11 protein-coding genes are annotated in these 12,599 nt (G+C 65.5%); 4 read left to right on the forward strand and 7 right to left on the reverse strand.

Features of this window, described 5'->3' with window-relative positions:
- The 7 genes from QHC78_RS16225 to QHC78_RS16255 form a co-directional block, all read right to left on the reverse strand.
- Complete coding sequence (locus QHC78_RS16225) at positions 1 to 453, reverse strand: MaoC family dehydratase (protein ID WP_319746346.1); 453 nt, start codon at positions 451 to 453, stop codon at positions 1 to 3.
- Between the two features lie 38 nt (positions 454 to 491).
- Positions 492 to 1,292 carry an enoyl-CoA hydratase/isomerase family protein gene (locus tag QHC78_RS16230; protein ID WP_319746348.1) on the reverse strand — a complete coding sequence of 267 codons (801 nt, stop codon included), beginning with the start codon at positions 1,290 to 1,292 and terminating at the stop codon, positions 492 to 494.
- Between the two features lie 10 nt (positions 1,293 to 1,302).
- Entirely contained in the window at positions 1,303 to 2,088 is a 786-nt protein-coding gene (locus QHC78_RS16235) for an enoyl-CoA hydratase-related protein (protein WP_319746350.1), read from the reverse strand.
- Between the two features lie 22 nt (positions 2,089 to 2,110).
- Complete coding sequence (boxA, locus tag QHC78_RS16240) at positions 2,111 to 3,394, reverse strand: benzoyl-CoA 2,3-epoxidase subunit BoxA (RefSeq protein ID WP_319746352.1); 1,284 nt, start codon at positions 3,392 to 3,394, stop codon at positions 2,111 to 2,113.
- Positions 3,395 to 3,405: 11 nt separating this feature from the next.
- The gene (boxB, locus tag QHC78_RS16245) at positions 3,406 to 4,833 is read right to left on the reverse strand and encodes a benzoyl-CoA 2,3-epoxidase subunit BoxB (RefSeq protein ID WP_319746354.1); all 1,428 of its coding nucleotides are present in this window, start codon (positions 4,831 to 4,833) and stop codon (positions 3,406 to 3,408) included.
- A 32-nt stretch (positions 4,834 to 4,865) separates the two neighbouring features.
- Positions 4,866 to 6,545 (reverse strand): 2,3-epoxybenzoyl-CoA dihydrolase, encoded by a 1,680-nt coding sequence (gene boxC / locus QHC78_RS16250; protein WP_319746356.1) that lies wholly within the window; start codon positions 6,543 to 6,545, stop codon positions 4,866 to 4,868.
- Positions 6,546 to 6,810: 265 nt separating this feature from the next.
- A complete protein-coding gene (locus tag QHC78_RS16255; protein WP_319746357.1) occupies positions 6,811 to 7,740 on the reverse strand; it encodes a helix-turn-helix transcriptional regulator in 930 nt (309 codons plus the stop codon).
- 171 nt (positions 7,741 to 7,911) lie between these two features.
- Between QHC78_RS16255 and QHC78_RS16260 the strand changes: the two genes are divergently transcribed.
- The 4 genes from QHC78_RS16260 (at position 7,912) to QHC78_RS16275 (ending at position 12,502) form a co-directional block, all read left to right on the forward strand.
- Entirely contained in the window at positions 7,912 to 8,376 is a 465-nt protein-coding gene (locus QHC78_RS16260) for a 4-hydroxylaminobenzoate lyase (RefSeq protein WP_319746359.1), read from the forward strand.
- Positions 8,373 to 9,950 carry a 3,4-dehydroadipyl-CoA semialdehyde dehydrogenase gene (locus tag QHC78_RS16265; RefSeq protein ID WP_319746360.1) on the forward strand — a complete coding sequence of 526 codons (1,578 nt, stop codon included), beginning with the start codon at positions 8,373 to 8,375 and terminating at the stop codon, positions 9,948 to 9,950. The genes QHC78_RS16260 and QHC78_RS16265 overlap by 4 nt, the downstream gene beginning before the upstream one ends.
- Positions 9,951 to 10,025: 75 nt before the next feature.
- On the forward strand, positions 10,026 to 11,624 hold the full coding sequence (locus QHC78_RS16270) for a benzoate-CoA ligase family protein (RefSeq protein ID WP_319746362.1): 1,599 nt from the start codon (positions 10,026 to 10,028) through the stop codon (positions 11,622 to 11,624).
- The gene (locus tag QHC78_RS16275) at positions 11,621 to 12,502 is read left to right on the forward strand and encodes an alpha/beta fold hydrolase (RefSeq protein WP_319746363.1); all 882 of its coding nucleotides are present in this window, start codon (positions 11,621 to 11,623) and stop codon (positions 12,500 to 12,502) included. The genes QHC78_RS16270 and QHC78_RS16275 overlap by 4 nt, the downstream gene beginning before the upstream one ends.
- Positions 12,503 to 12,599: the final 97 nt, after the last annotated feature.

The following is a 12,599-nucleotide window of genomic DNA, read 5'->3' on the forward strand; positions in this document are numbered from 1 at the left end:
TCAGGCCCGGGCGGCCGCGGGCCGCAAGTCGAAAAGACTGGTTGCCCGCAGCTCCAGCACTTCCTTGTCGTGCTGGTTCAACAGATACCAGCGCCAGCTCAGCACGCCCAGCTCGGGACGGCTGCGCGAGGTGCGCACCTCCAGCACTTCGGCGCGCAAGCGCAGTTCATCGCCGGCAAAGACGGGGTGCGGCCAGCGCACTTGTTCCACGCCTGGCGAGGCGAATGACTCCGAGTCGTGCAACGCGGCTCGCACCGCCAGCTCCATTGCAATGCCGCACGTCTGCCAACCGCTGGCGATCAGGGCGCCAAAGCGCCCCTCGACAGCTGCCTCTGCGTCGACATGGAACCACTGCGGATCGTAGCGGCGCGCGAACGCCAGCATTTCTTCTTCGTCCACACGCCGCGGACCGGCCTCGATGATCATGCCCGGATGGAAGTCGGCGAACCTCATCGCATTGTTCTCCTTGTTATCGCACTTTTCTCGGGGCTCTACACGCCGAAGCGGGGCGCGCGCTTGTCGGTCAACGCAGCCAGGCCCTCGCGCGCATCCGCGCCGGCAAAACCCATGATCTCCATGGCCAGGGAATGCTCGAAAGCCGGCCAGGCCGCACGCAGCCAATGATTGAGGCTGCGCTTGGTCCAGGCCAGCGCTGTCGGGCTGCCTGCCGCCAGTTGCGCGGCGACCTTGCGCGCCGTAGCCAATAATTCGGCATCGTCCACGCACAGGCTGACCAGCCCGATACGCTCGGCCTGTTCGCCATCGAGCGGCGTACAGGTCAATAGGTGGTACTTGGCCTTCGCCATCCCGCAAAGCAAGGGCCAGATGACCGCCGCATGGTCACCCGCCGCCACGCCCAGCTTGGTATGCCCGTCGATCAGCTTGGCGCCCCGGGCAGCGATGGAGACGTCAGCCAGCAACGCCAGCGCGGCACCGGCGCCGACCGCAGCGCCATTGATGGCCGACACCACAGGCAGGTCGCAATCGATCATGCCCTGAACGATGTCGCGGGCTTCCTGCATCACGCGCAGCCTGTCGGCCTCACGTTCCAGCATGCCCTGGACGACGTCCATGTGGCCGCCGGCGCAGAAGCCCTTGCCCGCGCTGCGCACCAGTACGCAGCGAACCCCGGGCTCGCGGGCCAGGCGCGGCCAGATGCGGGCCAGTTCGGCGTGGCCGCTCGCCCCCAGCACGGGCATGGCCGCCGCAGCGCCGAGAACCAGCTCGGCGACGCCATCGTCACCGACTTCGACGCGGAAATCTGCGGTATCGACGTTCAGTTGACGCGGCATGGGATCCTCCTCAAGACCGGTTCCAGGCGGCAGGACGCTTTTCCAGGAACGCCGCGAAGCCTTCCCGCGCCTCGTCCGTGCCTCGCACACGGCTGATGGTACGGGCAGTCAACTCGCGCATCCCGGCGGTCACCGGTCCGACTTCCAGCTGGCGGAACAATGTTTTGATTTCAGCCAGAGCATTCGGCCCATTGGCCAGCAGCTCAGCGACCACTGCATTCACGGCGGCGTCGAGCTCATCCGCTTCGACGACTTGCTGCACCAGCCCCATTTGCAGCGCCGCCTGCGCGTCGATGCGGGACGCGGTCAAAGCCAGGCGCAGGGCATGGCGCTTGCCCACCGCATTGACCAGGTAGGGACTGATGACGGCCGGAAGAATGCCGAAGCGGGCCTCGCTGGCGGCAAAACGGGCGTCGCTGCTGGCCACCGCCATGTCGCAGGCGCACGCCAGGCCCACTCCCCCACCCAGCGCAACACCGTGTACACGTGCAATCGTCGGCTTAGGGCACGCGGCGATCGCGTCGAGCATGGCGGCAAACCGCCGCGCATCTTCCAGGTTCCACTCCTCCGTTGCCTGGCTCGCACGCTGCATCCACTGGAGGTCCGCGCCGGCGCTGAAAGCCTTGCCACGCCCGCACAATACGACGACCCGTACGGCGGAATCCTGTCCCAGGTCGGCGAAGGCCTGCGCCAACTCGCCTATCATTTGCTCGTCGAACGCGTTGAACACTTCGGGACGCGCCATCTCCACCCGCGCCACGCCTACGTCGTTTTTCGTTATCTGCAGGGTTTGCATGCAGGCCCTCCCCTGGCCGCGCTCAATAGGTTTCCAAGTGCAGGCGGCCTTCGCGCTTGAGGGCTGCCGCAATGGCCTCCCAATTCAGTCCCGCCTGCAGCGCCACGTCGCGCAATGCCAGCACGACGCCTTCTTCCATGCTCTTCAAGCCGCAGACGTAGAAATGCGAATTGGCGTCCTGCAGCAATTCCGCCAGGTCGGCGGCCCGCTCGCGCATCAGGTCCTGCACGTAGCGCTTGGGCGCGCCGGGCGCGCGCGAGAACGCCAGATTGATGTCGATGAAGTCCTTGGGCAGGCTCATCAGCGGCCCGAAGTACGGCAGTTCTTCCTTGGTGCGCGCACCGAAGAACAGCATCAGCTTGCCGCCCTCGAAACGCCCCTTGCCGCGCAGCCTGCGCCGCCACTCGGTCATGGCGCGCATGGGCGCGCTGCCGGTTCCCGTGCAAATCATCACGATGTGCGAACGCGGATGATTGGGCATCAGGAAGGAAGCGCCAAAAGGCCCGATGACCTGCACCTTGTCGCCCACCTTCAAATCACAGACGTAGTTGGAACAAAGGCCATGCACAGGATTGCCTTGATGGTCGGCGGTCACCCGCTTGACCGTGAGCGACACATTGTTATAGCCGGGCCGCTCGCCGTTGCGAGGGCTGGCTATCGAATACTGCCGCGCGTGGTGCGGCCGGCCCTGGGCATCGGTACCGGGCGGCACGATGCCGATGGACTGGCCTTCCAGCACGGGAAACGGCAGCGCGCCGAAATCGAGCACCACGTGATGCGTTTCGTTTTGCGTGCCGGGCTCGTTGACCCGCACGTTGCCCACTACCGTAGCAGTAATGGGATTGCGGGGCCCGTACAGGTTGGTATAGGGATGCGCCGCGGACCACGGAGGGGTGGTGGCGCCATAGGCGGCCGAGTTGAAGGGCGCGTCCTCATCGGCTGCATCGACCGGCGCGGCGGCAGGCGCAACCGCCTCTCCCTCGGCAACCAGTTCGCAGGCCTCCCCGCCTGCGGCAGCCAATTGTTCTGCCGTCAGCTCGTCCGGCAAGGTGTCCCAGGTGAACTGCTCCTCGATGCTGTAGGCGGCAGACTGCGGAACGGTACGCCAGTTGTCGATGGCTCCGGTCGGGCATGGCGGGATACAGGCCATGCAGCCATTGCACACGTCGGCCCGCACAACGTAGTTGTTGTCGTCGTGTGTGACCGCATCCACCGGGCAAGTCGCCTCGCAGGTATTGCAGCGTATGCAAATCTCCGGGTCGATCAGGTGCTGCTTGATGACGACCGTTTGAACTGGCGTATCCATGATGGCAGTGCTCAGTTGAACCGGATGTACTCGAAGTCCACCGGTTGGCGGTTGATGCCCATGACGGGGGGCGCGATCCAGTTGGCGAATTTACCCGGCTCGACCACCCGCCCCATGAGCGAGGCGACGAAGGCGCGGTCCTCGGCGGTGGGCAGCCATTGGTCTTTCTTCGCATCCCACTCGGCCTGGGAAATCACCAGGCCCTCGGGCGAAACGCGCACGCCCGACAACGAGCCGATCTGGCGATTGAAGGCCTTGTGCGGCACGGTGAGCTTTACCGGGATTCCGGCCTTCTCGATGACCTTGTTCCAACGTGCGACGCCGGCCATGGAGTCCTTGATGTAGTCATCGCGCAGGACCTCGTTCAGGCCGTTGAGCATGGGTACTTCTTTCTCGACCAGCTTGCCGTCGCGCACTTCCAGCACTTTGTAGCCTTCGTTGCGCAGCCTGTGGTCGTCGGTACGCTTGCCTTCCTCATAGCGTCCTTTGAGCCCCGAGCTGTAGAACGCCGCAGCGTTGGAGGATTCGTCGGCGCCGAAAAGATCGATCGTGACGCTGTAGTGGAAGTTGAGATAGCGCTGGATGGTGCCGAAGTCGATCACGCCGGCTGCCCGGATGCGGGCCGGGTCGTCCGTCTTGAGCTGGTTCATGACTTCGCAGGTGCGCTGGATCACGCGTGAGACGCCCGACTCGCCTACGAACATGTGATGCGCTTCCTCGGTAAGCATGAACTTCGTGGTACGGGCGAGCGGGTCGAAGCCCGACTCGGCCAGCGCACTGAGCTGGAACTTGCCGTCGCGATCGGTGAAATAGGTGAACATGAAGAAGGACAGCCAGTCCGGCGTCTTCTCATTGAACGCGCCCAGTATCCGGGGATTGTCCTGGTCGCCGGAGCGGCGATCGAGCAGCGCCTCGGCCTCTTCGCGTCCGTCGCGGCCGAAATAGCGGTGCAGCAAGTACACCATGGCCCACAGATGGCGCCCTTCCTCGACATTGACCTGGAACAGGTTGCGCAGGTCGTACATGGACGGGGCGGTCAAGCCCAGGTGGCGCTGCTGCTCCACCGAGGCGGGTTCCGTGTCGCCCTGGGTGACGATGATCCGGCGCAGGTTCGCCCGGTGCTCCCCGGGGACATCCTGCCACGCGGGCTCGCCCATGTGGTCGCCGAAATGAATCTTGCGGTCCTTTTCTGCCGGATTCAGGAAGATCCCCCAGCGGTATTCGGGCATCTTCACATAGCCGAACTGGGCCCAGCCCTGCGGATCCACACTGATGGCGGTGCGCAGGTAGACGTCGTAGTTATTGCTGCCTTCGGGGCCCACGTCCCCCCACCAGCTCAGGAAGTTCGGCTGCCACTGCTCCAGCGCGCGCTGGAGCGTGCGGTCTTCCGACAGGTTGACGTTGTTGGGGATCTTATCGCTGTAGTTGATGCTCGACATGTCTCGACTCCCTTGGTCCGGACTGCGGACGGTTAGACTCTGTTCAAATCGAAGGCGGCTTTCTCGCCCTTGCCGTATACCTTCAGGGCGCCTTTTTCTCCCACCGCGTTCGGACGGTTGAAGATCCAGTTCTGCCATGCGCTCAGGCGGCCGAACACACGGGTTTCCATCGTTTCCTTGCTGGCAAACCGCAAATTGGCTTCCAGCCCGGTCAGTGCGTCGGGCGACATGGCGGCCCGCTCCTCGATGGCGAGGCGGATCTCGTCGGTCCAGTCGATGTCGTCGGGCGCGGCGGTCACCAGGCCCAGTCCATAAGCCGCATCTGCATCGAGCGGCTTGCCGACCTGCGCACGGACAGCCTCCAGCGGTCCGGTTTCTTCGTAGAACCGGCGGGCCAGCCGGGACTGCCCGCTGACCATGGGATAGGTACCGAAGTTGAGCTCGGACAAGGTCAGCCGTGGCGCGCGGTCGGGCTCGTCGGGCAGCGCCAGCATATAGGTACGGTCGGCGGCAAAGGCCAGCTCGGCCAGCGTGCCGGCAAAGCACGAACCCGGTTCGACCAGCGCGAACAGCGTACGCGAGGAGACATCCAGGCGCGCCAGCGTTCGGCGCAGCAGTCCCGTTACCTCGCGCACGAACCAGTGGCCTGCATGGCGCTGCAACGCCGCATCGCAGGCCAGCACTCGGCTGGCATCCCCTTCGGTTTTCAGCACCCAGGTGCCGATGTCGAGCTCGTTCGTGCGCATGGTGAGAATGGCATCGTCCAGCTCGCGCGCCATGGCCATGGGCCACCACGCCGAGCCGGCCGCCACGATGTCGTCGATCTGTTCGGGCTGGTCGGCATCAGGCGCCTTGACCGTAAATACCGCGCAGCGATTCGCGCGGTCGATCTCCACTTCCACATGGTTGTAGCGCAGCGCATCGGGCTCGTCCGAGCGCTCGACGCGTGGCAACGCCACGCCTTGCGCATCGGCGGGCCGATCGCTGCTTTCCGCCAGGTGCAGCGCCCGTTCGCGCACGACCTGGGCGAACTGCGACGGCTTGGGTGCGCAATCGACCAGCCGCCATTCCACCGCACGCTGGCCACGGACGCCTTCGCTGGTCGTGCAGAAAATATCGGCCAGATCGTGGCGCACGTGGCGCTTGTCGGTAACGCGGGTCAGCCCCCCCGTGCCAGGCAACACTCCCAGCAGCGGCACTTCCGGCAGCGACACGGAGGAGGATTTGTCGTCGATCAGCACCAGATCGTCGCACGCCAGTGCCAACTCGTAGCCGCCCCCGGCGCAGGCGCCGTTGATGGCGGCAAGGAACTTCAGCCCCGAATGACGGCTCGAGTCCTCGATGCCATTGCGGGTCTCGTTGGTGAACTTGCAGAAGTTGACTTTCCAGGCGTGCGAGGAGAGCCCGAGCATGAAGATATTGGCGCCGGAACAGAAGATCCGGTCCTTGAGACTGGTCACGACGACGGTGCGCACCTCGGGGTGCTCGAAGCGGATGCGGTTCAGGGCATCGTGCAGTTCGATGTCGACGCCCAGGTCGTAGGAGTTGAGCTTGAGCTTGTAGCCGGGGCGCAAGCCGCCGTCTTCGGCGATGTCCATGCCCAACGTGGCAACCGGCCCGTCGAAACTCAGTTTCCAGTGCCGGTACTGGGAAGGATCGGTGCGGTAATCCACTTTGCCCGCGGCCTGCTGGGCCAATACGGCGTTATCCATGACATCTCCTCGACGTGTTATGCAAATTAATGCATCAACCAACTGTTCGATGAACGATAGTTCATGCAAGAAGGTGCGTCAATAGGGGTCGCGCTCAGGATGAACCCTGAGGCGTTTTCTCTTTGGTGTGGTTTGTAGTCCCGCAAAAAAACAGAGCCCCAAACCAAGACCCCCTCCCCAGACCCAGGATGCGGCGGATCCGGCTCCGCCGGTCCGCCCGCATCGCCCCCCTGGGGAGCGCGCGTAAGCGCGTCGGGGGCCTCTACTACATACTCCAATCCATCAGCCCCGCCGCGTTGCGCACCAGCGTACGCAGACCGGTGAAGGCTTCTTCCAGCGAGTGGCCGCTGGTGTTGTAGCGGGCGTCGGCCTTGGCATAGAAGGCGGCCCGCCCGGCGAGGATGCGCTTGAGGTCTTCCATGGCTTCGCGGCTGCCCGACATGGGGCGGAAGTCGCCTTGGGCAACGACGCGGCGCATGTGGTCTTCGGGGTCCGCCTGCAGCCATATCGTGTAGCAATGGGTCAGCAGGAGGTTGAAAGTCGAGACGTCCGAAACCAGACCGCCGGGCGTGGCGATCACGACCTCGGGATAGATCTGCACGGTTTCCTCCAGCGCGCGGCGCTCGTAGCGGCGGTAGGCGTTGGCGCCGTAGAGCGAATGGATTTCCACGATGCTGCAGCCGGCCACCTTTTCGATCTCGCGGCTGAGTTCGATGAAGGTATAACCGAGATCGTCGGCCAGCATGCGGCCCAGCGTCGATTTTCCGGCCCCGCGCAGCCCCACCAAGGCGATGCGGGACAGGCGGGAATTGCTGTCGCCACGGGACCCGAACAGCTCGGTGAGCGCGTTGCGCGCCCGATGGAGATCGGCGTCGGACCGGCCTTCGAGCAGTTCGCGTATGAGCAGCCACTCCGGGCTGCTGGTGGTCACGTCGCCCAGGATTTCGGCCAGCGAGCACTGCAGCGCCTGCGCGACCTGCTGCAGGACCAGGATGGATGCATTGCCGGTGCCCAGCTCGAGATTCGCCAGGTGCCGCTCGGAAATACCGGCTGCGGACGCCGTGACCTTGCGCGTCAAGCCCCGCCTCGCCCGCAGTGTGCGTATGCGCTCGCCCAGCGTCACCAGGAAAGGCTCTTTGGCTGGCCCTTCGCCGGACACGGCGCGGCCTGCTTCGGAAACCGCCTCTTCTTTCATCGGACCTCACCCGCAATGTGATGCGCGCCCCTGGGATTTACCCGCAGGATGCAGATTTTTTTTGACATGACCCGACCATGCCGCGTATTGTCTCGACACGCAGACATGCACGATACTTCATGATTAGGAGTGCCACAACATGAAGTCCAGTATGCCTGAGGAGACGAATTCATGCGTGATTCATTTGAATCCCTGGTCCAGACAATAACGCAGGCCATTGCCGGACGCCCGGTAGACGAGACCCTGCAGGACTACCTGAACCGGCATCACGGCCCGGATACGGACTGGTTCCGCGACATGACACTCGCCTGTGAAACCGGCGTACGCGAAGGGTGGCTGTGCAATCGGGAAGCCGCTGGCGTGCGCTATGGCCGCGTGATCAAACCGGGACCGGGCTCGGCCGGGTTTTCGGTCGACGTCGTGGACATGGCGGACCTCGCCGGTCCGCACCACGTGCATCCGAACGGCGAAGTGGACATGGTCATGCCCCAGACGCCGGGTGCCTGTTTCGACGGCACGCCGGCCGGCTGGAAAGTCTATCCGCCGGGCAGCGCCCACCGCCCCACCGTCTCGGGCGGCCGCGCGCTGGTCCTCTATCTGCTGCCCGAGGGCGCCATCGAGTTCACACGATCATGAGCGAATTGCTTCCGAACTACCTGGCCGGCCAGTGGCAAAGCGGGGATGGCCCCGGCACTCCCCTCTTCGACCCGGTGCTGGGCACCGAACTGGTCCGCGTCTCGAGCTCGGGCCTGGACCTGCAGGGGGGCTATGCCTACGCGCGCGACGAAGGCGGCGGGGCCTTGCGCGCGCTGACCTATGCGCAACGCGCCGGCATGCTGGCGGCGGTGGTGGACGTGCTGAAAGCCAACCGCGACCGCTATTTCGAGATCGCGCTCGCCAATTCCGGCACTACCAGGCAGGACTCCGCGGTCGACATCGACGGCGCGATCTTCACGCTCGGCCAGTATGCCCGCTGGGGCGCGGCGCTGGGCGATACGCGCTGGATGGGCGATGGGGATACTGTCCCGCTGGCCAAGGATGGCAGCTTCCGCAGCCGGCACGTGCTCGTGCCGACCCGCGGGCTCGCGCTGTTCATCAACGCCTTCAACTTCCCGGCCTGGGGTCTATGGGAAAAAGCGGCGCCGGCACTGCTGTCGGGCGTTCCGGTGGTGGTCAAGCCGGCCACCACCACAGCCTGGCTGACGCACGCCATGGTCGCCGACGTGGTGGCGGCCGGCGTGCTGCCGGCCGGTGCGCTGTCCATCGTATGCGGCAGCGCCCGGGGCCTGCTGTCGCCGCTGCAGCCTTTCGACGTGGTCTCGTTCACCGGCTCGGCCGATACCGCCGCGACCATCCGCGCGGATGATGCCATCGTCCGGCGCTCGGTACGGGTCAACATCGAGGCCGACAGCCTCAACAGTGCCCTGCTCTTGCCCGATGCCGGCCCGGGGTCCGCCGCGTTCGAGCTGCTGGTGGCCGAAGTCGTGCGCGAGATGACGGTCAAGTCCGGCCAGAAATGCACGGCGATACGGCGCGTCTTCGTCCCGGCGTCGTGCTATGCGTCTGCGGGCGAAGCCATTGCGGCGGCGTTGGCGCAGGTCACGGTGGGCAACCCCCGCAACAGTACCGTGCGCATGGGCGCCCTCGCCAGCCGCCAGCAATGGGAAGGCGTGCATGCGGGCATCGCCAAACTGCGGCGCCATACCGAGGTGCTGTACGACGGCACGTCCGCACCGCTGGTCGATGCGGACCCCGCGGTGGCGGCCTGCATGGGACCGACGCTGCTGGGCGGGTCCCGCCCGGACGAGGCCGCCGTCGTACACGACACCGAAGTGTTCGGACCGGTCGCCACGCTGCTGCCCTATGACGACCTGGAGGATGCCGTTCGCCAGGTACGTCTCGGCCAGGGGTCGCTGGTGACATCGATTTATACGCAGGATGCCGGGCAGGCGGCGCAGGCAGCGCTGGAACTGGCGGACGGCCATGGCCGGCTGCACGTCATTACCCCGGAAGTCGGCGCGGCCCATACCGGCCACGGCAACGTCATGCCGATGTCCTTGCACGGTGGACCCGGCCGCGCCGGCGGAGGCGAGGAGCTGGGAGGCCTGCGTGCCTTGCAGTTCTACCACCGGCGGGCCGCGATCCAGGCGTCCGCGCCCGTTCTCGATGCCCTGGAAGCGGCCCGGGAGGCGCACGGCACCGCGGACTGAACGAATGCATCCGGCGCAATGCCCGCCAAGAGGTGCCGGATATATCGCCTTTACTGCATGAACGAGGAGACCATCATGCCTGTCGATTGCGCCGCCCCTCCGTCGGAGTTCAACTTCGCCGGCCACCTGCTGGCGCTCAATGCCGAGCGTGCCGGCAAGACTGCATACATCGATGATCGGGGCCAACTGACCTACGGCGAACTGGACGAAAAGGTGCGCCGTGCCGCCAGCGCCTTGCTGGCCCTGGGCATACGCCCGGAAGACCGCGTGCTGCTGCTGATGAACGACTGTACCGACTGGCCGGTCGCCTTTCTGGGCGCGCTTTACGCTGGGGTCGTGCCGGTAGCCGTCAACACCCTGCTCACGCCGGCCGATTACGCCTACATGCTTCAGCACAGCCGCGCCCGCGCCGTGCTCGTCTCGCGCGCGCTTCTTCCGAAGATCCGGGCCGCGCTGGAAACCGGCCGCCACTGCGTGCAGCATATCGTCGTGTCGCGCGACGGCGCAGATGCCGAGCTCACAGGCACGCTCGACTTCGACGATTGGCTGGCCGCGCACGAACCCATGCCGCAACCGGCGCCTACCCTGGCGGACGAGCCCGCCTTCTGGCTGTACTCATCGGGGTCCACCGGCAAACCGAAGGGAACGGTCCACACCCACGCCAACCCGTACTGGACGGTGGAACTCTATGCCAAGCGCGTGCTTGGCATGCGCGAAAGCGACACGGTGTTCTCCGCCGCCAAGCTGTTCTTTGCCTATGGCCTGGGCAATGCCCTGACCTTCCCGCTCAGCGTGGGCGCCACAGTGGTATTGATGGCGGAACGCCCCACGCCTGAGGCCTGTTTTGCCCGGCTGACCAAACTGCGGCCCACCATTTTCTGCGGCGCTCCCACCGGCTATGCCGGCATGCTGGCCAGCACCGCCCTGCCCACCCGGTCCGAGGTCGCGCTGCGCCTGTGCTCGTCGGCCGGCGAAGCCTTGCCCCAGGAAATCGGCGAGCGCTTCACCGCTCACTTCGGCTGCGAAATCATCGATGGCATCGGTTCGACCGAAATGCTGCACATCTTCATCTCCAACCGGGCGGGCGACGTGCGCTACGGCACCACCGGCAAGCCGGTCGAGGGCTATGAGGTGGAATTGCGCGGGGAAGACGGCAAGCCGGTCGGCATAGGCGAGATCGGCGATCTCTACATCCGGGGCCCGAGCTCCGCATTGATGTACTGGAACAACCGCGACAAGAGCCGCGAGACCTTCCAGGGCGCATGGACCAAGAGCGGAGACAAGTACAGCTGCGATGCCCAAGGCTACTACACCTATGCCGGACGCAGCGACGACATGCTCAAGGTCAGCGGCCAATACGTCTCCCCCTTCGAAGTCGAAGCGACGCTGGTCCAGCATCCTGCCGTACTGGAAGCGGCGGTGATCGGCGTGACGGACGAGGATGGACTGACCAAGACCAAGGCCTACGTCGTGGTCAAGCCCGGCCACGAGGCGGGCGACGCGCTTGCCGCCGACCTCAAGGCCTTCGTCAAGTCCCGCCTTGCGCCGCACAAGTATCCGCGCCAGATCGAATTCGTCAGTGACCTGCCCAAGACCGCGACCGGGAAGATCCAGCGATTCCGGCTGCGCGAGCAGGAGGCCGCCGCCCACACGGCACAAGGAGTCCACGCATGAGCGCGCGGGAATCGACCCTGGGGGCCGGGGCGGCGCGGCACGCCGCCTACGGGGCCCCGTCCGGCTTGGCTGAACCACTGCCCACCCGCTTTGCCGACGTTTCCTGGGACGGCAGGCGGCACACCATCGAATACGTGTTCATCGCAGCCCAGCGCACCCGCCAGCCGCTGCTGGTCTTCCTGCACGAGGGACTCGGATCGGTAGCGATGTGGAAGGATTTCCCCTATGCGCTGTGCGAAGCCGCGGGATGCCGGGGATTGGTGCTGTCGCGTTGGGGCTACGGGCAGTCCAGTCCCCGTCCCAGCCACGAAAAATGGCCGGTCGATTTCATGCACCGCCAGGCGCGCTATTTCCTGCCGGCCTTCTTCGAGGCCATCGGCCACGATACGCGGAGCGACCGGCCTTGGCTGTACGGCCACAGCGACGGAGGATCCATCGCGCTGATGCACGCAGCGGCGTACCCGGACCGCGTGGGCGGCCTGATCGTGGCTGCACCGCACCTGTTCGTCGAATCGATCACCTTGGCCAGTATCGAGCAAGCGCGCGACGGCTATGTGACCACCGACTTGCGCAGCAAGCTTGCGCGCTACCACGCCGACCCCGATTCGGCCTTCTGGGGCTGGAACGACGTCTGGCTGAACCCGGAGTTCAAGCGCTGGAACATCAAGGCGCTGCTGCCCGACATACGGTGCCCGATCCTCGCCATACAGGGCTACGACGACGAGTACGGCACCATGGCGCAAATAGACGGCATTGCCGAGGAGGTTCCGCATACCGAATTGCTGAAGCTGGAGGACTGCGGCCACTCGCCGCATCGCGACCAGCCCGCCCGGTTGATCGAAGCCTGCGTAAGGTTCATGCGGCGCCACCATTCGTAGCACACCGCTCGGCACCGCCGGGCGTCCGCAGCGGAGCGCAGCCGCAGGGCGCATCCACTTTTCCACCAAAAACCGGGCGGCTCGACCATGCCGTACC

The organism is Pigmentiphaga sp., assembly GCF_033795525.1.
GTDB lineage: Bacteria > Pseudomonadota > Gammaproteobacteria > Burkholderiales > Burkholderiaceae_B > Pigmentiphaga.

What these genes read in the sequence shown, in the direction of transcription:
- QHC78_RS16275 (WP_319746363.1), top strand. Translation starts at nt 11,621, where the DNA reads ATGAGCGCGCGGGAATCGACCCTGGGGGCCGGGGCGGCGCGGCACGCC.
- boxB (WP_319746354.1), bottom strand. Translation starts at nt 4,833, where the DNA reads ATGTCGAGCATCAACTACAGCGATAAGATCCCCAACAACGTCAACCTG.
- QHC78_RS16265 (WP_319746360.1), top strand. Translation starts at nt 8,373, where the DNA reads ATGAGCGAATTGCTTCCGAACTACCTGGCCGGCCAGTGGCAAAGCGGG.
- boxA (WP_319746352.1), bottom strand. Translation starts at nt 3,394, where the DNA reads ATGGATACGCCAGTTCAAACGGTCGTCATCAAGCAGCACCTGATCGAC.
- QHC78_RS16255 (WP_319746357.1), bottom strand. Translation starts at nt 7,740, where the DNA reads ATGAAAGAAGAGGCGGTTTCCGAAGCAGGCCGCGCCGTGTCCGGCGAA.
- QHC78_RS16235 (WP_319746350.1), bottom strand. Translation starts at nt 2,088, where the DNA reads ATGCAAACCCTGCAGATAACGAAAAACGACGTAGGCGTGGCGCGGGTG.
- QHC78_RS16230 (WP_319746348.1), bottom strand. Translation starts at nt 1,292, where the DNA reads ATGCCGCGTCAACTGAACGTCGATACCGCAGATTTCCGCGTCGAAGTC.
- boxC (WP_319746356.1), bottom strand. Translation starts at nt 6,545, where the DNA reads ATGGATAACGCCGTATTGGCCCAGCAGGCCGCGGGCAAAGTGGATTAC.
- QHC78_RS16260 (WP_319746359.1), top strand. Translation starts at nt 7,912, where the DNA reads ATGCGTGATTCATTTGAATCCCTGGTCCAGACAATAACGCAGGCCATT.
- QHC78_RS16270 (WP_319746362.1), top strand. Translation starts at nt 10,026, where the DNA reads ATGCCTGTCGATTGCGCCGCCCCTCCGTCGGAGTTCAACTTCGCCGGC.
- QHC78_RS16225 (WP_319746346.1), bottom strand. Translation starts at nt 453, where the DNA reads ATGAGGTTCGCCGACTTCCATCCGGGCATGATCATCGAGGCCGGTCCG.